The 20,530-nt window shown below is 71.0% G+C and carries 18 protein-coding genes; 13 read left to right on the top strand and 5 right to left on the bottom strand.

All coding sequences use genetic code 11. The features are described from left to right. Positions 1–57 precede the first annotated feature (57 nt). Complete coding sequence (locus G9Q37_RS06485; protein ID WP_420810309.1) at positions 58–1,062, bottom strand: zinc-dependent alcohol dehydrogenase family protein; 1,005 nt, start codon at positions 1,060–1,062, stop codon at positions 58–60. A gap of 99 nt (positions 1,063–1,161) precedes the next feature. Here G9Q37_RS06485 and G9Q37_RS06480 point away from each other — a divergent pair, with 99 nt between their 5' ends. The 6 genes from G9Q37_RS06480 to G9Q37_RS06455 all read left to right on the top strand — a co-directional run bounded on the left by G9Q37_RS06480 (position 1,162) and on the right by G9Q37_RS06455 (position 9,236). Next, on the top strand, positions 1,162–2,931 hold the full coding sequence (locus G9Q37_RS06480; RefSeq protein WP_166226212.1) for a PHA/PHB synthase family protein: 1,770 nt from the start codon (positions 1,162–1,164) through the stop codon (positions 2,929–2,931). Continuing rightward, positions 2,928–5,618: a bifunctional acetate--CoA ligase family protein/GNAT family N-acetyltransferase gene (locus tag G9Q37_RS06475; RefSeq protein WP_166226209.1), complete on the top strand. Its 2,691-nt coding sequence runs from the start codon at positions 2,928–2,930 to the stop codon at positions 5,616–5,618. The genes G9Q37_RS06480 and G9Q37_RS06475 overlap by 4 nt, the downstream gene beginning before the upstream one ends. 135 nt (positions 5,619–5,753) lie before the next feature. Next, positions 5,754–6,764 carry a thiamine pyrophosphate-dependent dehydrogenase E1 component subunit alpha gene (locus tag G9Q37_RS06470; RefSeq protein WP_240936543.1) on the top strand — a complete coding sequence of 337 codons (1,011 nt, stop codon included), beginning with the start codon at positions 5,754–5,756 and terminating at the stop codon, positions 6,762–6,764. A 20-nt stretch (positions 6,765–6,784) separates the two neighbouring features. Next, on the top strand, positions 6,785–7,843 hold the full coding sequence (locus G9Q37_RS06465) for an alpha-ketoacid dehydrogenase subunit beta (protein WP_166226206.1): 1,059 nt from the start codon (positions 6,785–6,787) through the stop codon (positions 7,841–7,843). A 56-nt stretch (positions 7,844–7,899) separates the two neighbouring features. After that, positions 7,900–8,595 (top strand): lipoate--protein ligase family protein, encoded by a 696-nt coding sequence (locus tag G9Q37_RS06460; protein ID WP_166226203.1) that lies wholly within the window; start codon positions 7,900–7,902, stop codon positions 8,593–8,595. Continuing rightward, positions 8,592–9,236, top strand: a complete 645-nt coding sequence (locus G9Q37_RS06455) for a BON domain-containing protein (protein WP_166226200.1) — start codon at positions 8,592–8,594, stop codon at positions 9,234–9,236. Before G9Q37_RS06460 ends, G9Q37_RS06455 begins: the two co-directional genes overlap by 4 nt. A gap of 29 nt (positions 9,237–9,265) precedes the next feature. Here the strand turns inward: G9Q37_RS06455 and G9Q37_RS06450 are convergent, their stop codons facing one another. After that, entirely contained in the window at positions 9,266–9,715 is a 450-nt protein-coding gene (locus G9Q37_RS06450; protein WP_166226197.1) for a universal stress protein, read from the bottom strand. A gap of 144 nt (positions 9,716–9,859) precedes the next feature. On the opposite strand from G9Q37_RS06450, the gene G9Q37_RS06445 reads away from it, so the two are divergent. Further along, positions 9,860–10,306 (top strand): host attachment protein, encoded by a 447-nt coding sequence (locus tag G9Q37_RS06445; RefSeq protein ID WP_166226194.1) that lies wholly within the window; start codon positions 9,860–9,862, stop codon positions 10,304–10,306. A gap of 76 nt (positions 10,307–10,382) precedes the next feature. Further along, positions 10,383–10,763, top strand: a complete 381-nt coding sequence (locus G9Q37_RS06440) for a hypothetical protein (protein WP_166226191.1) — start codon at positions 10,383–10,385, stop codon at positions 10,761–10,763. Positions 10,764–10,836: 73 nt separating this feature from the next. On the opposite strand, the gene clpA is transcribed toward G9Q37_RS06440, so the two are convergent. Together clpA and clpS are read right to left on the bottom strand one after the other, a co-directional pair. After that, on the bottom strand, positions 10,837–13,173 hold the full coding sequence (clpA, locus tag G9Q37_RS06435) for an ATP-dependent Clp protease ATP-binding subunit ClpA (protein WP_166226188.1): 2,337 nt from the start codon (positions 13,171–13,173) through the stop codon (positions 10,837–10,839). 71 nt (positions 13,174–13,244) lie between these two features. Continuing rightward, the gene (gene clpS / locus G9Q37_RS06430; RefSeq protein WP_166226185.1) at positions 13,245–13,601 is read right to left on the bottom strand and encodes an ATP-dependent Clp protease adapter ClpS; all 357 of its coding nucleotides are present in this window, start codon (positions 13,599–13,601) and stop codon (positions 13,245–13,247) included. 300 nt (positions 13,602–13,901) lie between these two features. On the opposite strand from clpS, the gene G9Q37_RS06425 reads away from it, so the two are divergent. Next, positions 13,902–14,639, top strand: a complete 738-nt coding sequence (locus tag G9Q37_RS06425; protein WP_166226182.1) for a DUF4142 domain-containing protein — start codon at positions 13,902–13,904, stop codon at positions 14,637–14,639. Positions 14,640–14,702: 63 nt separating this feature from the next. Here the strand turns inward: G9Q37_RS06425 and G9Q37_RS06420 are convergent, their stop codons facing one another. Next, positions 14,703–15,191, bottom strand: coding sequence for a CBS domain-containing protein (locus G9Q37_RS06420; protein ID WP_166226179.1), 489 nt, complete (start codon positions 15,189–15,191; stop codon positions 14,703–14,705). 125 nt (positions 15,192–15,316) lie between these two features. Between G9Q37_RS06420 and G9Q37_RS06415 the strand changes: the two genes are divergently transcribed. From G9Q37_RS06415 to G9Q37_RS06400, 4 genes are all read left to right on the top strand, one after another. After that, positions 15,317–15,868 carry a hypothetical protein gene (locus G9Q37_RS06415; RefSeq protein ID WP_166226176.1) on the top strand — a complete coding sequence of 184 codons (552 nt, stop codon included), beginning with the start codon at positions 15,317–15,319 and terminating at the stop codon, positions 15,866–15,868. Between the two features lie 27 nt (positions 15,869–15,895). After that, entirely contained in the window at positions 15,896–16,345 is a 450-nt protein-coding gene (locus G9Q37_RS06410) for a DUF421 domain-containing protein (RefSeq protein WP_166226174.1), read from the top strand. Then, positions 16,342–18,972 (top strand): hybrid sensor histidine kinase/response regulator, encoded by a 2,631-nt coding sequence (locus G9Q37_RS06405; protein WP_166226171.1) that lies wholly within the window; start codon positions 16,342–16,344, stop codon positions 18,970–18,972. The genes G9Q37_RS06410 and G9Q37_RS06405 overlap by 4 nt, the downstream gene beginning before the upstream one ends. A 113-nt stretch (positions 18,973–19,085) precedes the next feature. Then, positions 19,086–20,513 carry a sigma-54-dependent transcriptional regulator gene (locus G9Q37_RS06400; RefSeq protein ID WP_166226168.1) on the top strand — a complete coding sequence of 476 codons (1,428 nt, stop codon included), beginning with the start codon at positions 19,086–19,088 and terminating at the stop codon, positions 20,511–20,513. The last annotated feature ends 17 nt before the right edge of the window (positions 20,514–20,530 follow it).

Genomic DNA, 20,530 nt, shown 5'->3' with positions numbered 1-20,530 from the left:
GGCATTGGCGCGGCCGCGCAACTTGATCTGGCGCAAGAGCGGCGATGCGAAGCCCGCTCAGGGCACCAGCACCGCCGCGCCCTGCAACCGCCCCTCGCGCAGCGCCTGCAACGCCGCGTTCGCGTCAGGCAGCGCGAAGGGCTGCACCTGGCTGTGCACCGGCACCTCGCGCAGCAACTGGAAGAAGGCCTCGCCATCGGCGCGCGTGAGGTTGGCCACCGAGCGCAGTTCGCGCTCGCCCCACAGCAGCCGGTAGTCGAAGGCGGGAATGGCGCTCATGTGGATGCCGCCGCAGACCACGACCCCGCCCTTTCGCGTGGCCGCGAGCGCGGCGGGCACCAGGGCGCCCTCGGGGGCGAAGATCACCGAGGCGTCCAGTGCGCCCGCGGGCGCCTCGGTGCTGGCACCGGCCCAGCTCGCGCCGAGCGCGCGCGCGAAGGCCTGGGCAGCCGCGTCGCCAGGGCGCGTGAAGGCATAGACCTGCTGACCCTGCGCCACCGCGAGCTGGCACACGATGTGCGCCGCGGCCCCGAAGCCCCAGAGGCCCAGCCGCTTCGGCCGGCGCCCCCCGGCGAGGCGCCAGCTGCGAAATCCGATCAGCCCCGCGCACAGCAGCGGCGCGGCATGCAGATCGTCCACGCCGTCTGGCAGCGCGAAGCAGAAGCGCTCGTCGGCCGCGCAGTACGCAGCGTAGCCGCCGTCGCGGTCATAGCCGGTGAACAGGGGCGCGTCGCAGAGGTTCTCGCGCGCCGTGGCGCAGAACGGGCAGACGCCGCAGCTGCGCCCCAGCCAGCCGATGCCCACGCGCTGGCCCGCCGCGAACAGCCGGGCGCCCTCACCCAGCGCCACCACCTCACCCACCACCTCGTGGCCAGGCACCGCGGCGGGCTCGCGCCGCGGCAGCTCGCCATCGATGATGTGCAGATCGGTGCGGCACACGCCGCAGGCCCGCACGCGCACCAGCACCTCGCGCGGGCCGGGTCGGGGCCTGGGCCGCTGCAGCGGCACCAGCCGCCGTGTGGCGACATCGATGGCCATGGCCAGCATGGACGGCGTGCTCATGGGCCCATGCTACGGCCGCGAGCGCGGGATCCGAGGGCAATCCAGGCGGCCCTTGATGTAGCGCAAGGGCCGCGGCGCCCAGCGGGCCATGATGAAAGCATGCGCAGCCCCCCGCACGCCGACCCGTCGCACGGCCCATCCGCGATCGACCTGCCCCTGAAGGTCGGCATTGCCCGCTTCGCGAACGGCCTGTCACCGGCCTCGCTCGCGCAAGCGCAGACGGACTGGTGGCTGCACCTGCTCGTTTCGCCCGCGCGGCAGTCGCAACTGGCGGCCAGCGCCCTGCACAAGTGGCAGGCCTGGCTGCACTACCTGGCCCGCGCCGCACAGGGCCCCTGCGAGGGCTGCGTGACACCAGCGCCGCAAGACAAGCGCTTCGCCCGGCCCGAATGGCAACGGTTCCCCTACAACGCACTCGCCCAGGCCTTTCTGTTGCAGCAGCAGTGGTGGGACGAGGCCACGCACGGGGTGCGCGGCGTGTCGCGCCACCACGAAGAGGTGACGGCCTTCGTGGCGCGCCAATGGCTGGACATGCTCTCGCCTTCGAATGTGCCGCTGCTCAACCCGCAGGTGTTGCAGGAGACGCTTCGCACCGGCGGCGCCAACCTGGCCAAAGGCGCGGCGAACTGGGCGCGCGACGCCATGGCCCTGGGCGCGGGCGGCCGGGCACGCGGCCTGCAGGCCTTCGAGCCGGGCAAGACGCTCGCACTCACGCCGGGCCAGGTGGTGATGCGCAACCACCTGGTCGAGTTGATCCAGTACGAGCCGGCCACGCCCACGGTCTGGCGCGAGCCGGTGCTGGTGGTGCCCTCGTGGATCATGAAGTTCTACATCCTGGACCTCACGCCGCAGGATTCGCTGGTGCGCCACCTCGTGGCGCAGGGCCACACGGTGTTCATGCTGTCCTGGCGCAACCCGGGCAGTGCGGACGCCGACCTCGGTCTGGACGACTACCTGCAGTTCGGCGTGCTCGACGCACTGGCGGCCGTGCGCAAGCGTTGCCCGGGCGCGGGCGTGAACGCCATGGGCTATTGCCTCGGGGGCACGCTGCTGGCCATGGCCGCCGCATGGCTGGGCGCGCGTGGCGACGCGACCCTGCGCAGCGTGTCGCTGCTGGCCGCGCAGGTGGACTTCCAGGAACCCGGCGAGCTGGGTCTGTTCATCGACGAAAGCCAGATCGCCTTTCTCGAAGACATCATGGCCGAGCATGGTTACCTCGATGGTCAGCGCATGGCCGGCGCCTTCCAGCTCATCAACTCCAGGGATCTGGTCTGGTCCAAGCTGGTGCATGAGTACCTGATGGGCGCGCGCACACCGGTGACGCCACTGCGCGCCTGGAACGCCGACGCCACCCGCCTGCCCGCTCGCATGCACAGCGAGTACCTGCGCCGGCTGTACCTGCAGAACGATCTGGCCGATGGCCGCTACCGGTTCCACGGCGAGCCGGTGAACCTGGAGGCGATCCGCGTGCCGCTGTACCTGCTGGCCACCGAGCGCGACCATGTCTCGCCCTGGACATCGGTCTACCAGCTGCTGCGCATCGCACGCGCACCGGCCACCTTCGTGCTGTGCGCCGGCGGGCACAACGTGGGCATCGTGAACCCGCCCGACGGCCCGCTGGCCAGCCCCGAGGCCGCCTACCGCACGGGCGCCTGGGCGCCACGTGAAGCGCCTGCGAAGCCCCTGCTCTGGTTCGCACACGCACAGGTCCACGCGGGTTCGTGGTGGCCGCACTGGTGCCAATGGCTCGCCCAGCAATCGTCTCGCCGCGTGAAGGCGCGGCCGGTGACCGGTCTGCGCGTGCGCGGCCACACCATCCCCGCACCGGGCCGCTACGTGTCCGGCGCCCCGCAGGAGCCCGCACCGTGAGCATTCGCCATCTCGACAAGATGTTCCACCCGCGCTCGGTGGCGGTCATCGGCGTGTCGCGGCGTGCCAGCGGCGTGGGCGCCCTGGTCTGGCGCAACCTGCGCGAGGGCGGCTTTGCGGGCCCGCGGTGGGCGGTGAACCGCTGCCCCTTCGAACTCGACGGCCAGCCCGTGTTCGCCAGCGTGGACGCGCTGCCCGCCGCGCCCGATCTGGCCGTGGTCTGCACCCCGGCCGAGAGCGTGCCGGCCATCGTGGACCAGCTCGGCCGCAAGGGCACGCGCGCGGCCATCGTGCTCACGGCCGGGCTGCGCGAAGGCCGGGTCGCCGACGGCCGCAGCCTGGAGCAGGCCATGCTCGATGCGGCGCGCCCGCACCTGCTGCGCATCCTGGGGCCCAACTGCATCGGCGCGCTGGTGCCCGGCCAGGCGCTCAACGCCAGCTTCGCGCCGGGCCAGGCCCTGCCAGGCGAGCGCGCCTTCGTCACCCAATCGGGCGCGCTGGCCACGGCCATGCTCGACTGGGCCCAGGCCCGCGGCATCGGCTTCTCGCACTTCATTTCGCTGGGCGACAGCGCCGACGTGGACTTCGGCGATCTGCTCGACCACCTGGGCAGCGACCCGCACACGCGCGCCATCCTGCTCTACATCGAGTCGGTGAAGCATGCGCGCAAGTTCATGTCGGCCGCGCGCGCGGCGGCGCGCAACAAGCCCGTGGTGCTGGTGAAATCGGGACGCGGGTCCGAGGGCGCGCGCGCCGCGGCCTCGCACACCGGCGCACTGGCCGGCTCCGACGCCGTGTTCGACGCCGCCGTGCGGCGCGCCGGCATGCTGCGCGTGGACACGCTGGAAGCGCTGTTCGATGCCGCGCAGACACTCTCGCGCGTGCGCACCTGGCGCGGCCCGCGGCTGGCGGTGCTCACCAACGGCGGCGGCGCGGGCGTGCTCGCCGCCGACGCGCTGGCCCGCGGCGAACTCGCGGCCCTGTCGCCGCGCACGCTGGCGCGGCTGGACGCCTGCCTGCCCGGCAACTGGTCGCACGCCAACCCGGTGGACATCATCGGCGACGCACCGCCCGAACGCTACCTCGATGCGCTGCGCCCCCTGATCGAGGCCGACGAGGTGGATGGCATCCTGTTCATGCACGCGCCCACGGCCATCGCCTCGGCCACGGCGATCGCGCAGGCCTGCCTGCCGCTGCTGCGCGCGACGGACAAGCCGGTGCTGGCCTGCTGGCTCGGCGGGCCGCACGTGGCGGCCGCGCGCGAGCTGTTCGGCGCCCAGGGCATCGCCTACTACGAAACGCCCGAACGCGCCACCGCGGCCTGGCAGCAACTGCGCGACCACCATGCCGCGCAGGCCGCGCTGCTGCAGTTGCCCGAGTCGCGCCCCGAGCTGCACTACCCCGACCGCGAAGGCGCGCGCGCCCTGGTCGAGGCGGCCGTGGCCCGGGGGGGCGGGTGGCTCGACGAACCGGACGTCAGGCGGCTGCTGCTGGCCTATGGCATCGCCTGCGTGGCCAGCGAACGTGCGGCCGATGCGGACGGCGCGCTCGCCGCGGCCGAACGCATCGGCTACCCGGTGGCGCTCAAGATCGTCTCGCCCGATGTGCTGCACAAGTCCGACCTGGGCGGTGTGGCGCTGAACCTGGCCGACGCCGACCAGTTGCGGGCCGAGGCGCAGCGCATACAGGAGCGGGTGTCGCGCGCCCAGCCCGGCGCGCGCCTGCAGGGCTTCACCGTGCAGGCCATGGCCCATCGGCCGCTGGCGGTGGAGACCATCGCGGGCATTGCCAGCGACCCGGTGTTCGGCCCGGTGCTGCTGTTCGGTGAAGGCGGCACGGCGGTCGAGGTGCGCGCCGACCGCGCCCTTGCGCTGCCGCCGCTCAACGCGGTGCTCGCGCGCGACCTGGTGCAGCGCACGCGCGTCGCGGCCCTGCTGCGCGGCTACCGCTCGCGACCGCCTGCGCAACAAGACGCCGTCGTCGACGTGCTCCTGCGACTGAGCCAGCTCGCCTGCGACCTCGCCGGTGTGGCCGAACTGGACATCAACCCGCTGCTGGTGGACGCGCAAGGCGCGCTGGCGCTGGATGCGCGCATCCGTGTGCACGCGGCCGAAGCCACGCGCGATGGCGCGCACCTCGCGCTGCGGCCCTACCCCTCGGGCCTGGAGCGTGTGCAGGCCTTCGGCGGCGAGCCGCTGTGCCTGCGCCCCATCCGCCCCGAAGACGGCGAACGGCTGCAGCGCTTCTATGCGCAATGCCCGCCCGAGGACTTGCGGCTGCGCTTCTTCTTCACGCGCCGCGAGGTGCCGCGCAGCGAGCTGGCGCGCTATTGCCAGATCGACTACGAGCGCGAGATGGCCTTCGTCGCGCTGGCCGGCGACACGCTGTGCGGCGAGGCGCGCGCGGTGTGCGACCCCGACAACGAGGTGGCCGAGTTCGCGGTGCTGGTGGCGCCCCCCTGGCAGCGGCGCGGGCTGGGCCGCGCCCTGCTGGACCGGCTGATCGAGCACCTGCGCGCGGGCGGCACGCGCGAGCTGCGGGCCTGGTGCCTGGAGGGCAACCACGGCATGCTCAACCTGGCGCGCGCTGCCGGCTTCGGCATGCGCCGCTGCGACGGCGGCACGCTGGAGCTGCGCCTGCCGCTGGCTTCGGCGCGCCAGGCGGGGACCACCGGGACCGGGCGATAAAAGCCGACCGCGGCCGCCCAGTGCCGGGCCTCGGGCCCGCGTCCGGCGCCCCGACGGCGTTCTTGCGCCGCGTCAACTTCCCTTTCGTCACCCGGCCTAGATTGCTCGTACGCGTTCAACGAGCCGGAGACCCCCGTGACGAAACCGCCCCCCGACAAGCTGCTGTGGATGTACGAGACCATGCTCCTCATCCGCCGATACGAAGAGACCCTTGCGCAGGTGTATCTGCAAGGCAAGCGGCCACCCGACATCCCGCCGGGGCTGAGCTTCGACATCGCCTCGGGCCCGGTGCCCGGCGAGATGCACCTGGCCGCCGGGCAGGAACCCGTGGCCGTCGGCGTGTGCGCGCACCTGCGCGAGACCGACACCGTGGTGGGCACGCACCGCTCGCACCACGTCGCCATTGCCAAAGGCGTGCCGCTGGACCGCATGACGGCCGAGATCTTCGGCAAGGTCACGGGGCTGGGGCGCGGCAAGGGCGGACATCTGCACCTGTTCGATCCGGCGCACCGCTTCAGTTGCAGCGGCATCGTGGGCGCCAGCCTGCCGCCGGCCTGCGGCGCGGCGCTCGCGGCCCGGCTGACGGGCAGTCCGGCCATCGCCGTGGCCTTCCTCGGCGAGGGCGCGGCCAAGCAAGGCATCTTCCACGAATCGCTCAACCTCGCGGGTCAGTGGCGGCTGCCGGTGGTCTTCGTGTGCGAAGACAACCGCTCGGCCATCCCGGGGGCGGAAGACCGGGCCGCCGCTGGCGCGTCCAGCGCCGAGCGCGCGAAGTGCTACGGCATCGAGGGCATCGCGGTCGACAGGAACGACGCCATCGCGGTCTATGAGGCGGCGGCCGTGGCCGTGGACCGTGCACGCCAGGGGGGCGGCGCCACGCTGATCGACGTGAAGACCGAGTGCCACTTCGGTCACTTCCAGGGCGATGCCAGGGTGTTCCAGCCAACGACCGGGGCGGGCGAACCGCGCCCGCACGATCCGATTGCCACGCTGGCCGCCACGCTGCGGCGGCGCAAGCTGCTCGACGACGCGCTCGACCACCGCATCCGGCAACGCGCCGAAGGCCACATCGCAGCGGCCTTCGAGTTCGCGCGCGGCAGCCTGTACCCGGCCGCCTCGGAGGCCACGGAACACGTGTTCGCCTGAGCGGCGAGGAAGGAAACCCCATGAACACCGCAGGCCACCCGGCCCCTGGCGCACCACGCATCCTCACCACGGCCCAGGCCATCGCGGAGGCGATCGGTCAGGAGATGGAACGCGACCCGCGCGTCTTCGTGATGGGCGAGGACTTCGGCCGCTACGGCGGCGTTTTCAGCGCAACCGGCGGCCTGCTCGAACGCTTCGGGCCCGAGCGCATCCGCGACACGCCGCGTTCCGAGAGCGCCTTCATCGGCGCCGCCGCGGCCGCCGCCGTCGAGGGCCTGCGGCCCATCGCCGAGCTGATGTCGGTGGACTTGTTCGGCGTCTGCATGGACCAGATCTACAACCACCTGGCGAAGAACCGTTACATGTCGGGCGGCCAGGTGAAGCTGCCGGTGGTGCTGATGACCGCCATCGGCGGCGGCCATGGCGGCGCGGCACAGCACTCCCAGTGTCTGTACGCGACCTTCGCCCACCTGCCCGGCCTCAAGGTGGTGGTGCCGTCCAACGCCCACGACGCCAAGGGGCTCATGACGCAGGCGATCCGCGACGACAACCCGGTGATGGTCTTCCTGCACCGGGGCATCATGGGCTTGCCCTGGATGCAGTACCAGGAAGGCGCGAGCGTCGCGGTGCCGGAGACGGCCTTCACCGTCCCCTTCGGCCAGGCGGCGGTCGCGCGCGAAGGCCGGCACGTGACCATCGTGACGCTCGGCCTGATGGTGCACAAAGCCCTGCTGGCCGCTCGCACGCTCCACACGCAGGGCATCGAGGCCGAGGTCATCGACCTGCGCACCCTGGTGCCGCTGGACACGCAGAGCGTGCTGCGCTCGGTCGGCAAGACCGGGCGGCTGCTCATCGTGGACGAGGACTATCTGGGCTTTGGTCTGTCGGGCGAGATCGCTGCCGTGGTGGCCGAGCACATGGACGAGGTCGCGCTGGCCGCGCCGATCCGCCGCCTGGGCGTGCCGAACGTGCCCATCCCCTACAGCCGGCCGCTGGAGCAGGCCGTGATTCCGTCGGTGACGCGCATCGTCGAGGCCTGCTGCGAGCTGGCCGACGCGAAGCTGAAGGCGGCGGCATGAGGCCCGACCCGGGCGCCCGCAAATCCGGGCCAGGCCTCATCGCGCGGAGATGAACCATGCAGCGGCCGATCGCGCTCGCGTCCGTTTCCTCGCACGCCGGCCTGTCGCTGGGCCGATCGCAGCGTGGCAGGACGACCGGGATGCCCTGGCCCTGCTGCCTGCGCTCGGGCGGCGCTGGGGCGGCGCCGCCCGAACCCTGGCTGCTGCGCGCCGTGCTCGTGCTGCCGGCCGAGCACCCGCGCCTTCGCGATGGCCCGGTCGCCTTGGCCCTGTGGTTCGGCGCGCTGCACCGCGACTGGCTGCGCGGCCATGGCATCGACGCCCACAACCATCAAGGACCACCCCGGCCGCACTGGGCCTGCTTCGCGGGGCGCGGGCCCGGCGACGTGCTGGTGGACGGGCGCAAGCTCACCGGCGTTTCGCAGACCTGGCGGCCTGAGCGGGTGCAACTGTGGTTGGGCACCTTGCTGCGCCCGGTGCCGTGGTCGATGCTGTGCCGCGAGCCGAACCGGCGCATCGAGCACGCGCAGGCGCTGGCCGAAACGACCACCACCGTGCGTTGCTGCCTGGGCCATGTGCCCAACGCGGCGCGCTGGGCCGCGGAATGGGCCGCCCACCTGCACGCGGTCGCCGCGGCAGACGCCACTTGCGCCGCATCAAGGCCGCCAGCGCGTGCGCGGCCCAGACTGGGCCCTCCCGACGAGGCCCGCGGGGTCCCCGGCCTCTTTCACCCACAGGAGTGTTTTCCATGAAGAGCGACGAGCAACTGAAGAAAGACGTGGCGGCGGAACTCGCCTGGGACCCCGCCATCAACACCACCCACATCGGCGTGGCCGTGCACAGCGGCGTGGTCACGCTCAGCGGCACGCTGGACACCTACGTGCAGAAACACGCGGTGGAGCGCGCGGTGCGACGCGTGGGCGGCATTGCGCTGGACCTGGAGGTGCGCCTGGCGCCCGGGCACGCGCGCACCGACAGCGAGATCGCACAGGCCGCGGCGCATGCGCTGCGCTGGCATTCCCTGGTGCCCGAAGACCGGGTGACGGTCGAGGTCGACGATGGCTGGATCCGGCTCTCGGGTGAGACCGACTGGGCCTACCAGCGCATGAGCGCGGAGCAGGCGGTGCGCCCGCTCGTGGGCGTGCGCGGCGTGACGAACGACATCGCCATCAAGGCCCGTGCCGATGCCCTGGCGATCTCGCGCGGGATCGCCTCGGCACTGGAGCGCCACGCGCGGCGCGAGGCCCAGCGCATCGCCGTCGACGTGCAAGGTGGCGTGGTCACGCTGAGCGGCACCGTCCAGTCGCTGGCCGATCGCCAGGCCGCGGTGGGCACCGCCTACGCCGCGCAAGGCGTCTCGCGCGTGATCGACCAGCTCGAGGTGGCCGCGTAAGGCGCGGGCCGCCCGATCAGCGGCCTAGATCAGCCTGCCTTGTCCACGCGGATCACCAGCACCGGCACCGGTGCGAGGCGGATGATCTGCTCGGCACCGCTGCCCAACAGCATGCGGTTGAGACCGCGGCGCCCGTGCGAGCCCACCACGATGAGGTCGGCCATCCAGTCGCGCGCGGCCCGCTCCACCGACTCGCCCAGCCGCGGCCCGAGCTCGTCGATGAGCTGCGAGTCGCAGGCCAGGCCCGCGGCCTTGACGCGCGTCATCGCCTCGTCGAGCCCCTCGCGCGCACCGGTGCGCGCTGCGCTCAGCAAGTCGCCGGCGTACTCGTGGCCGCTCAGGTAAGGCAGCTCGTCGATCACGTGCAGCACGCGCAGTTGCGCGTCCATGACGTGCGCCAGTTGCACGGCGGCGTCGAGTGCCTTCTTCGAGGCATCGCTGCCATCCACGGGCACGAGGATTCGTTGAAACGGTTTCATGGCGCACACCTCCGGCATCGGGCTGTTGATGTGCGCACTGTGCAGGGCCGCACGAAGACCCATCTTGCGATGCATCAAGTTCGGCGCGGGCCCTTGCGCCTACCGTGGGGTACCGATTCAAAAGCCCACCGAAAGGAGACTCCCATGCCTGCCATCGAATGGCTTCTGGTGGCCTGTGCCACCGACGCACGCATTTTCCAGCGCGAACGCGGCTCGCCGATGGTGCAGGTCGCGAGCTTCTCGCACCCCGAGGGGCGGCTCAGAGCCCATGAACTCGGCGACGACCGGCCGGGCCGCGAACGCGCCGACAGGGCGTTCGGTGGCATGGCCTACGCGCCGCGCCAGGATGCCCACCACCGGGAGCACCTGCGCTTCGCGCGCGAACTCGCCGAGCAGTTGGAGCACGGCGCGCGCGAGCACGCCTATGGCTCGCTGCTGGTGCTTGCAGGCAGCCCGTTCCTCGGTGAGATCCACAAGGCCATGGGCGAACATGCCCGTCGCCTGCTCAAGGCCAGCCTGCCGCTGAACCTGTGCCACCTCGGCCAGGACGAGATCGAGCGGCGTGTGCAGCGCGAATTCGCCTCGGCCTGAGCCTGGGCCTCCAGTGCGGCCATGCGGCCATGCGGCCGCGCCCGCCATCTTCAAAACCGTTGAAAGGGAGTCTGCAATGAACACCCCCAAGATCCGATCCATCGCCGTGGCCCTCTGGATCGCCAGTGCCCTCGGCACGGGCGTTGCGCAAGGCACCCGCTCGACACCCGGCGAGGGCAACTACCCCGCGCCGGCGTCGGGCGGGGTGGCCGCCGCGCCGGGATCAGACAACGCGCCCGCGGCACGCCCTTGGCGCAGCGGCCCGCGGTACACGCCGGGCTGGTCCATGATGAGCGAGCAGGAGCGTGCACAGCACCGGGCGCAAATGCATGCCGCCCGTTCGCCCGAGGAATGCGAGCGAATTCTTCGGGAACACCGGCGGCTGATGGAACAGCGAGCGGCCGAGCGCGGCAAGCCCATGGGCAACCCGCCGCGCGCCGCCTGCCCGGTGAAGTGAAGCGGCACCGGGGCGCGCCCAACAAAAAGCCCCGCCGAGGCGGGGCTTTTTGAGCACGGGAGCCGCTCGAGGCTCAGACCTCGGTGGCTTCCTCCGGCTTGGCCTTGCCCTCTTTCTTGGGCAACGGCTGGATGTCGAGTTCGACTTCCTGGGTCTCCTTGCCGTCTTCGCCGGTCTTGGTGACCAGGTCGACGTTGAGGCGACCGCCCTCGGTGAGGCGACCGAACAGCAGCTCGTCGGCCAGCGCACGGCGGATCGTGTCCTGGATCAGGCGCTGCATCGGGCGCGCACCCATGAGCGGGTCAAAGCCCTTCTTGGCGAGGTGCTTGCGCAGGGCGTCGGAGAAGGTCACCTCGACCTTCTTCTCGGCCAGCTGCGTTTCGAGCTGGAGCAGGAACTTGTCGACCACGCGCAGGATGATCTGCTCGTCGAGCGCCTTGAAGCTCACGATGGCGTCGAGGCGGTTGCGGAACTCGGGCGTGAACAGGCGCTTGATGTCGGCCATCTCGTCGCCCGACTCCCGGGCGTTCGTGAAGCCGATGCTGGCCTTGTTCATGGTCTCGGCGCCCGCGTTCGTGGTCATGATGATGATCACGTTGCGGAAGTCGGCCTTGCGCCCGTTGTTGTCGGTCAGCGTGCCGTGGTCCATCACCTGCAGCAGCACGTTGAAGATGTCCGGGTGCGCCTTCTCGATTTCGTCGAGCAGCAGCACGCAGTGCGGCTTCTTGGTGATGGCCTCGGTGAGCAGGCCGCCCTGGTCGAAGCCCACATAGCCCGGAGGCGCGCCGATCAGGCGGCTCACGGCGTGACGCTCCATGTACTCCGACATGTCGAAGCGGATCAGGTCGATGCCCATGATGTAGGCCAGCTGCTTCGCGGCTTCGGTCTTGCCGACGCCGGTGGGGCCGCTGAACAGGAAAGCACCGATCGGCTTGTCGGCCTTGCCCAGGCCCGAGCGCGCCATCTTCACGCTGGCCGACAGCACCTCGAGCGCCTTGTCCTGGCCGAACACCACGCTCTTGAGGTCGCGCTCGAGCGTCTGGAGCTTGCCGCGGTCGTCGTTGGACACGTTGGCGGGCGGGATGCGCGCGATCTTGGCCACGATCTCTTCGACCTCGGTCTTGGAAATCGTCTTCTTGCGCTTGGACGCAGGCAGGATGCGCTGCGCGGCGCCGGCCTCGTCGATCACGTCGATGGCCTTGTCGGGCAGGTGGCGGTCGTTGATGTACTTGGCCGACAGTTCGGCGGCGGCCTGCAGCGCGGCCACGGCGTACTTGACGTTGTGGTGCTCCTCGAAGCGCGACTTCAGGCCCTTGAGGATGTCCACCGTCTGTTCGACGGTGGGCTCGACCACATCGACCTTCTGGAAGCGCCGCGACAGGGCCGCGTCTTTCTCGAAGATGCCGCGGTACTCGGTGAAGGTGGTGGCGCCGATGCACTTGAGCTGGCCGCTGGAGAGCGCCGGCTTGAGCAGGTTGGACGCGTCCAGCGTGCCGCCCGAGGCCGCGCCGGCCCCGATCAGGGTGTGGATCTCGTCGATGAACAGGATGGCGTTGGGCTTGTCCTTGAGCGACTTGAGCACGCCCTTCAGGCGCTGCTCGAAATCACCGCGGTACTTGGTGCCCGCCAGCAGCGCGCCCATGTCGAGCGAGTACACGTTGGACTCGGCCAGGATCTCGGGCACGTCGCCCTGGGTGATGCGCCAGGCCAGGCCCTCGGCGATCGCGGTCTTGCCCACGCCGGCCTCGCCCACGAGCAGCGGGTTGTTCTTGCGGCGCCGGCACAGGATCTGGATCACACGCTCGACCTCGTAGTCGCGGCCGATCAGGGGGTCGATCTTGCCGTCCTTGGCCATCTGGTTCAGGTTCTGGGTGAACTGCTCCAGCGGCGAGGCTTTCTCGTTGCCCTTGGCTTCGGCGGCTTCCTCGTTCTCGGCCGCGCTCTCGTTGGACTTGGCGGGCTCGGGCGGGTCGCTCTTGCGGATGCCGTGGGCGATGAAGTTCACCACGTCGAGGCGCGTGACACCCTGCTGGTGCAGGTAGTACACGGCGTGCGAGTCCTTTTCGCCGAAGATGGCCACCAGCACGTTCGCGCCGGTGACTTCCTTCTTGCCGTTGCCGGTGGACTGCACGTGCATGATCGCGCGCTGGATCACGCGCTGGAAGCCCAGCGTGGGCTGGGTGTCCACCTCGTCGGTGCCGGCGACCTGCGGCGTGTTGTCCTTGATGAAGTTCGTCAGGGACTTGCGCAGGTCGTCGATGTTGGCCGAGCAGGCGCGCAAGACCTCGGCGGCGCTGGGGTTGTCGAGCAGCGCGAGCAGCAGGTGCTCGACCGTGATGAATTCGTGCCGCTGTTGCCGGGCCTCGACAAAGGCCATGTGCAAGCTGACTTCAAGTTCCTGGGCAATCATGGGACACGTCCTTGGGCTGGGGGAATGGGGCGTCTTGAGACGACTGTAGGCCAGATGGGGCGGCTGTTGCGTTATTCAACGGGTTCGCTCAGGCATTGCAGGGGGTGGCCGGCGTTGCGGGCGGCCTGGAGCACCTGGTCGACCTTGGTGCTGGCCACGTCGCGCGAATACACGCCGCACACGCCTTTGCCTTCGAGATGGATCTTCAACATGATCTGGGTGGCCGTTTCGCGGTCCTTGCTGAAGTACTCCTGGATCACCTGCACCACGAACTCCATGGGGGTGAAGTCGTCGTTGAGCAGCACCACCTGGAACATCTGGGGGGGCTGCACGCGCTGCGTGCGCCGTTCGAGCACGACCGCGTCGTCGCTGCCTGTGGCCGGGGGGGCCGCGGGCGTTTCCGGTTTCTTGGGTATCTGCGATGCCATGAAATTCATTCTAGCGAGCGTCTTTCACCCCGCTACCCGTCAGGGCCATGCCCGAACCCGAGCCTTGTCGCCATTGTGCGATCGCTGCCGCCCGCCATGACCCCCATGAAGCCCCCCAAAGGCCGCTTTTTCGCGAAAACGGCCACATGACCGGTGGCCGGCCGATGGAGGGAGGCACGCCGCCCGGCAAAGCCTGCGGCAGCCTTTACCGAGTCCACCCTACGGGGGCCGCGGCCGCGCGCACGGCTCACGGGCACCGCGCTTGCCAAGCCCCGGCACCCCTTTCACCGGAGCCCGCCCATGAAAACACCCCGCCTGTTGACCCGCCCCACCCCCTCCCTTCGCGGCCCCGCGCGGTCCGCTGTGCTGTGCACCGCCCTGGCCGCCGCCGCGTTCGGTGCCGCGCCGGCCCTGGCCCAGAGCACGGCGCCGGCGGCAAGCGACCCACCCGCCCGCGAAAAGGGCCAGACCGCGCCCCCCAGCACTGTGCCCGAGCGGAAAACGCTGCGGCACGCCGACGAAGCGTTCCTGAAGCAGGCCGCCGAGGACGGCCATACCGAGGTCGAGGGCAGCCGGCTCGCCCTGCAAAAAGCCACCGACCCGCAGGTCAAGCGCTACGCGCAGACCATGGTGGACGAACACACGCGCATGGCCGAGACCTTGCGCACGCTTGCCCGCAGCAAAGGCGTGGAACTGCCGGACAGACCGTCGCTGCTGCAGCGCGGCAAACTCAAGCTCCTCTCCACCTCGGAGGGCGACACCTTCACGCGGCGCTACGTGGACAACATCGCCGTCGAAGCCCACGAGGACACGGTCAAGCTGTTCGAGAAGGCCGCCGAGGGCGCGGGAGACGCCGAGGTCAAGGCCTTCGCCGAGCGCAGCCTGCCCACCCTGCGAAAGCACCTCGACATGGCCCGAGGGCTCAAGCCCACGGCCACGGGAGGGACGGGGCCGGCACACAACGACCGCTCCGACCGCTCGCCCGGCACCCCGGCCACGCCCTCTTCGCCCTCTTCCCCCTCCCGGGACTCGCGCTGAGTCTTGCCAGTCGTCCCGGATTGGGGCGCCCCGAAGGGCGCCCCTTTTTTTCGGCTTCCGCCTTCAGCGCCGCGCGGCGTCCTGCCCGCCGCCCGCGCTCCCGCTGGCCTGCGAGAGGCCGCTGCGATCGGGCCGGGCGGGCTGGGAAATGTCCTGGAGGGCCTGACCGGCCTCGTCCGCACCGGCCTTTGCGGCGATGTCGCCCAGCGACAACATGCCCACCAGGCGGCGTTCGGCGTCCACCACGGGCAGGCGCCGCACCTGGCCGTCGCGCATCTGCTGCGCGGCCTCTTCGAGCGACTGGTTCTCGTAGCACCTCTGCACATCCGGACTCATGACCTCGAGCACCATCGCCTCGTCGGCCTGCAGGCCCTGAGCCATGCCCCGCACCACCAGGTCGCGGTCGGTCAGCACGCCCACCAGGCGCTCGCCCTGACAGACCGGCAAAGAACCGACGGCAAGCGCTTCCATGGCCTGCGCGGCCTCGCGCAGCCGGTTTTCGGGGTTCAGGGTTCGCACCCCGCGGGTCATCACGTCACTCACTTGGTTCATGGGCAGCTCCTTCGCTCGATGGACAACGGTCGCCGCGGGCGACTGCCCACGGCGGCCCCCTCCGGCAAGGGACATGCCGCCTCCGGGCAACAGGCCGGGCACACCGATTGCCGGGAGTGCCCCACATGAGTGCTCCCACACCGCCGCACGACCTCCCCGCCCCCCCGCCGGGCTTTGTGCGGCGCGTGCGCCTGGGCCGATTGGAAGCCATCGGCCTGCCGGTGCTGGCCCTGCTGCCTTGCCTCGCGTTGTCGGGCCTGCTGGGGCCGACCGACATCAGCCGGTCGGCGCAGCTCGCGCTGATCCCCGGCACCGTCGCGCTTCGCGTGCAGCATCCCTCGCGCCTGCGCCATCGGGGCAGCGGCTCGCTGCTGATCGAGGTGGTCAACACCGGTGACCAGCCCCTGCCCGCCTTGAGCCTGGGCATCTCCGAGGGCTACCTCGATCGCTTCTCGCGGGCCGATCTGCTCCCCGCCACGGCCGCCGACTCCCGCTCGGGACGCCTCGCGGTCGGGCTGCCGGCGCTGCGCGCGGGCGAGCGCACCCGACTGCACATTCGCCTCGAGGCCGATGGCTGGGGCCGTCACCGCGGCTGGGTCGACCTCACCAGCGACGGCCGCCCGGGCGGTGGCCCGGGCCTCGTGCGCCTGGATTTCGACACCGTCGTGCTGCCCTGAGCCGCAGAACACCCAACCGCCTCGACCATGGACACCGTCATCCGCGTCAGTGCCATCTACCTGTTCGTCTTTGCGGGTCTGCGTGTGCTGGGCAAGCGCGAGTTCGGCCAGCTGTCCCCGCTCGAACTGGTGTCGCTGCTCATGATCCCCGAGATCGTGTCGCAAGCCCTGGTGGGCCAGGACCATTCGCTCACATCGGCCTTCACCGGTGCCGCCACGCTGATGGTGCTGGTGTTCGCCACGTCGCTGCTGGCGCACCGCTTCGAGCGGGCCGAGCGGCTGATCGCGGGTTCGCCTGTCGTGCTCGCCTGCCATGGGCGCTTCATGGACACGGCGATGAACCGGATGCGGATCACGCCCGAGGAGGTGTATTGCGAAATGCACAAGGCTGGCCTGGAACGCCTCGAGCAGGTGCGCTGGGCCATTCTGGAGTCCGATGGCAGCATTGCCGTGGTGCCCCAAGAACGGCACCCATGACGCGGCGCTGGCACGTTCAAGACCCAGGGCAATGGCGCCGGCTCGCGAGCGTGGTGCTGGTGGCCACGATCGCCGCCGCGCTGCAGTGGGGCCTCGGCCCGTGGCTCGGCCTGCCCGCCAACGCCGTGATCTGGGTGGTGCTGTGCGGCGCGCTGGTGGCCATGGGGGCCCTGCTGCAGGACAGCCGGGCGCGGGCCGCGGTCGCCGAAGACCGGCTGATGATGGCCATCGAGGGCACGGGCATCGGCGTGTTCGACGTCGATCTGGTGCAGCGCACCTTCTGCGCCTCGCCCGCGCTTGCCCGGCTGATCGGTCTGCCCGAACCCGATGCGCTCGCGCCCAACTGGATCGACCGCCTGCCGGTGGAACTGGTGCGCGACCACTGCCGGTTCCTGCGCGAGCAGTTCGTGCGGCAGGCCGCGAGCTACGAGCGCGAGGTCACGCTGAACCGTCCCGGGGGCGGCCGCATCGACATGCTCATGCGCGTGCACGTGGTCTGGCGCCAGGGCCGACCGGTGCGCCTGCGCGGCGCCGCCGTCGACATCACCGAACGGCGCCTGGTCGAGGCCCAGCTCGTGGCCGCGCGCACCCAGCTGAGCCAGCAGGTCGACGACCTGCACCGCCTGCACGAGCTCGGCACGCAACTGCTCACCACCACCACGCTGGCCGAGCAGCTGCGCATGGTGCTCGAGGTGCTGGCCCATTTCCACGGCGCGCGCCGCGGTGTCGTGTCCCTGCTCGACCGCGAGAGCGGCGCCCTGCGCCTGGCCACCAGCATCGGCTTCGACGCCCATGCGCTGGCCCTGGCGGCCCGGCTGCCGGGCGGGGTCTGTCTGCAGACCTGCCGTGAAGGCGCGCGCGTGGTCATCGACGACACCGCAAGCGATGCCCGCTTCGACAATTGCCGCACCTTCTTCGAGTCACAGGGCATCCGCGCGGTGCATGGCACGCCGCTGATCAGCGCGAACGGCGAGGTGCTGGGCGCGCTCACCGTGCACCTGGACGAGGCCCGCGCACCCACCGAGCGCGAATGCACCCTGGCCGACATCTGCGCGCGCAAGATCGCGGTGTTCGTCGAACAGGCGCACACCAGCGACGAGCTGCGGCTCACCCGCGGACGCTTCGAAACGGTGCTCGAGGCCTCGGGCGCGCCCTTCGTGATCCTCAAGCCCGTGCGCGGAGCCGACGACCGCATCACCGATTTCCTGTGGGTCTACCTCAACCGCGCGGCCGCCCACACCCTGGGCCGTGCGCCCGAGCGCCTGCTGGGGCAGCGCCTGCTCGATCCGCTGCACGCCCACTGGGCCGACAGCGCGGCCTTTCAGCATTTCGTTCGCACGGTCGAGACCGCCCACACGGTCGAGTTCGACGCCGTCGACGGTGCCGGCGGGCACACGCGCTGGTTCCACTGCATCGCCTCGCCGATTCCCGACGGCGTCGGCGTGTGGTTCACCGACATTTCCGGGCGCAAGCGCGACGAGCAGCGGCTGCGCGAGGGCGACCGCCGCAAGGACGAGTTCCTGGCCACCTTGGCCCACGAGCTGCGCAACCCGCTGGCCCCGATCCGCCAGGCCACGCTGCTGGCCATGTCGCCGCGCGCCACCGAACAGCAAAAGCGCTGGAGCAGCGAGGTCATCGACCGCCAGGTGTCGCACATGGCGCTGCTGCTCGACGACCTGCTCGACGTCTCGCGCATCACGCGCGGCGCGCTCACGCTGCGCAAGGCGCCCACCGACCTCGGCGACGTGTTCGTCTCGGCCGTCGAGACCGCCCGGCCTCTGATCGACGCCAAGGGCCACCGGCTGCAGGTGTGCCTCGGCGACAGCCCGCTGATGCTCGATGCCGATCCGCTGCGCCTGGCCCAGGTGGTGGCGAACCTGCTCACCAACGCCGCCAAGTACACCGACCCGGGCGGCAGCATCCGGCTGCTGGCACGGCGGCAAGGCGATGAAGCGGTGATCGAGGTGCACGACAACGGCATCGGCATCCCGGCCGACGCGCTGGTCGACGTCTTCCGCATGTTCGCGCAGCTGCGGCATGCGGGCGAACGCACGCGCGGCGGCCTGGGCATTGGCCTGGCCTTGTCCAAAGGCCTGGTGGAGCTGCACGGCGGCAGCATGAGCGCGCACAGCGAAGGCCCGGGCCGCGGCAGCGTGTTCAGCGTGCGCCTGCCCGCCGGCCCCCTGGCCACCGCCAGCGACGCGCCGGTGGAAGACCGGCCGACGCCCGGCGCGCGGCACCGCCATGTGCTCATCGCCGACGACAACCGCGACGCGTCCGACACCCTGGCCGCGCTGCTGCTTGCCGACGGGCACACCGTGCGGCTGGCCTACGACGGCGACGAGGCGCTTGCCCTGTGGCACGCGCACGGGCCCGAGATCTGCCTGCTCGACATCGGCATGCCCGGGCGCTCCGGCCACCAGGTGGCGCGTGCGATCCGCAGCGCGCCGGGCGGCGAGCGCACGCTGCTCGTGGCCCTGACGGGCTGGAGCCAGCTCCACGACCGAGAACTCGCGCTCGAGGCCGGCTTCGATCTGCACCTCACCAAGCCCGTGAGCCCGCTGCAGCTCACGCGGCTCATGCAGACCGGCGCGCGCCGCGAAGATGCGGATGCGAGGCCAGGATGAAAAGATGATGCCGGGGCCATCCACACACCTCGAAACACACAAGGTCGGCCTCGCTGCCCATGATGTCCCGTTCGATGCGGTGCCCCGGCAGCCGCGTGAAGGGAGACCCACTGATGAATCACGTGTTGATCGTCGACGACGACACCGACGCCGCCACCACCCTGCGCGAGCTCGTGCGCACCGACCGCTTTTCGGTGGCGGTGGCCCACACGCTGCGCGATGCGCGCCGCCAGATCGCCCTGCAGCCGCCCGACCTCGTGCTGCTCGACCTTCAACTCCCCGATGGCAACGGCCTGGACCTGTTCGGCGACCGCCAGTTGGTGAGCGACTCGGAGATCGTGCTCGTCACGGGCCACGCGAGCCTGGACACCTCGATCGAGGCCATGCGCCGCGGCGCGTCCGACTACCTCGTGAAGCCGATCGCCATGAAGCAGTTGCAGCGCGTGCTCGACCGCTGCTGCCAGCCACGCGCGACGGCCGCCGATGGCGCGCCGGCGGCCGGCGACCTGCCGCGCGACCCCGTGGCCGAGAGCGGCGGCTTCGGCCTGCTGCGTGGCCGCTCGGCCGCCATGCGCCGCGTGTACGAGCAGATCCTGCGCGTGGCGCCCACCGCGGCCACGGTGTTCATCACCGGTGAAAGCGGCAGCGGCAAGGAGGTGGTGGCGCAGACGGTGCACGCCATGAGCCGGCGCCAGAACGGCCCCTTCCTCGCGGTCAACTGCGGCGCGATCTCGCCCAACCTGATCGAGAGCGAGATCTTCGGCCACGAAAAAGGCAGCTTCACCGGTGCCGACCGCCAGCACCTGGGCTTCTTCGAGCGCGCCAACGGCGGCACCCTGTTCCTCGACGAGGTCACCGAAATGCCGGCCGACCTGCAGGTCAAGCTGCTGCGCGTGCTCGAGACCGGCCGCTTCATGCGCGTGGGCTCCACCCAGAGCCTGCCCACCGACGTGCGCATCGTCGCGGCCACCAACCGCGAACCGCACCAGGCCGTGTCCAGCGGCAAGTTGCGCGAAGACCTGCTCTACCGGCTCAACGTGTTCCCCATCGCCCTGCCGCCCCTGCGCGAGCGCCTCGACGACCTGCCGCTGCTCGCGCAGCACTTTCTCGACGACGTGGTGCGCCGCGAAGGCGTGCCCAAGCGCTTCTCGGCCGGCGCCTTGCAGGCCCTGCTCAACCACGACTGGCCCGGCAACGCGCGCGAGTTGCGCAACGCCGTGTACCGCGCCTACGTCATGACCGATGGCGACTGCATCGAAGCCCCCGGGCTGGCCTGCCTGCCGCCCGCACCCCGCCCCGCGCTGCGTGCACCGCAAGGTGATGGTGTGGTGGTGGGCGAAGCCCAGGTTCTGCCCCCGTGCACCGATGGCATCGTGCTGCCCGTGGGCGTGTCCATGGCGCAGGCCGAGCGGCTGCTCATACAGGCCACGCTGCAGCACTGCCAGCAGCAGAAGGAGCGCACCGCGGCCATGCTGGGCATCAGCCTCAAGACGCTCTACAACCGGCTCAAGGAATACGCCACCGAGGCGGACACGCCCTGAGCCGGCCGGACCGCAGT

It is taken from the genome of Hydrogenophaga crocea, assembly GCF_011388215.1.
GTDB lineage: Bacteria > Pseudomonadota > Gammaproteobacteria > Burkholderiales > Burkholderiaceae_C > Hydrogenophaga > Hydrogenophaga crocea.
Note: the sequence above shows the minus strand (reverse complement) of the source record. Positions and strands in the feature narration are given on the sequence as shown.

Excerpts from the sequence above, each read along its gene's own strand:
- G9Q37_RS06400 (WP_166226168.1), top strand. The coding sequence starts at position 19,086 with ATGAATCACGTGTTGATCGTCGACGACGACACCGACGCCGCCACCACC.
- G9Q37_RS06420 (WP_166226179.1), bottom strand. The coding sequence starts at position 15,191 with ATGAACCAAGTGAGTGACGTGATGACCCGCGGGGTGCGAACCCTGAAC.
- G9Q37_RS06480 (WP_166226212.1), top strand. The coding sequence starts at position 1,162 with ATGCGCAGCCCCCCGCACGCCGACCCGTCGCACGGCCCATCCGCGATC.
- G9Q37_RS06425 (WP_166226182.1), top strand. The coding sequence starts at position 13,902 with ATGAAAACACCCCGCCTGTTGACCCGCCCCACCCCCTCCCTTCGCGGC.
- clpA (WP_166226188.1), bottom strand. The coding sequence starts at position 13,173 with ATGATTGCCCAGGAACTTGAAGTCAGCTTGCACATGGCCTTTGTCGAG.
- G9Q37_RS06405 (WP_166226171.1), top strand. The coding sequence starts at position 16,342 with ATGACGCGGCGCTGGCACGTTCAAGACCCAGGGCAATGGCGCCGGCTC.
- G9Q37_RS06410 (WP_166226174.1), top strand. The coding sequence starts at position 15,896 with ATGGACACCGTCATCCGCGTCAGTGCCATCTACCTGTTCGTCTTTGCG.
- G9Q37_RS06445 (WP_166226194.1), top strand. The coding sequence starts at position 9,860 with ATGCCTGCCATCGAATGGCTTCTGGTGGCCTGTGCCACCGACGCACGC.
- G9Q37_RS06460 (WP_166226203.1), top strand. The coding sequence starts at position 7,900 with ATGCAGCGGCCGATCGCGCTCGCGTCCGTTTCCTCGCACGCCGGCCTG.
- G9Q37_RS06465 (WP_166226206.1), top strand. The coding sequence starts at position 6,785 with ATGAACACCGCAGGCCACCCGGCCCCTGGCGCACCACGCATCCTCACC.
- G9Q37_RS06450 (WP_166226197.1), bottom strand. The coding sequence starts at position 9,715 with ATGAAACCGTTTCAACGAATCCTCGTGCCCGTGGATGGCAGCGATGCC.
- G9Q37_RS06415 (WP_166226176.1), top strand. The coding sequence starts at position 15,317 with ATGAGTGCTCCCACACCGCCGCACGACCTCCCCGCCCCCCCGCCGGGC.
- G9Q37_RS06485 (WP_420810309.1), bottom strand. The coding sequence starts at position 1,062 with ATGAGCACGCCGTCCATGCTGGCCATGGCCATCGATGTCGCCACACGG.
- G9Q37_RS06440 (WP_166226191.1), top strand. The coding sequence starts at position 10,383 with ATGAACACCCCCAAGATCCGATCCATCGCCGTGGCCCTCTGGATCGCC.
- G9Q37_RS06455 (WP_166226200.1), top strand. The coding sequence starts at position 8,592 with ATGAAGAGCGACGAGCAACTGAAGAAAGACGTGGCGGCGGAACTCGCC.
- clpS (WP_166226185.1), bottom strand. The coding sequence starts at position 13,601 with ATGGCATCGCAGATACCCAAGAAACCGGAAACGCCCGCGGCCCCCCCG.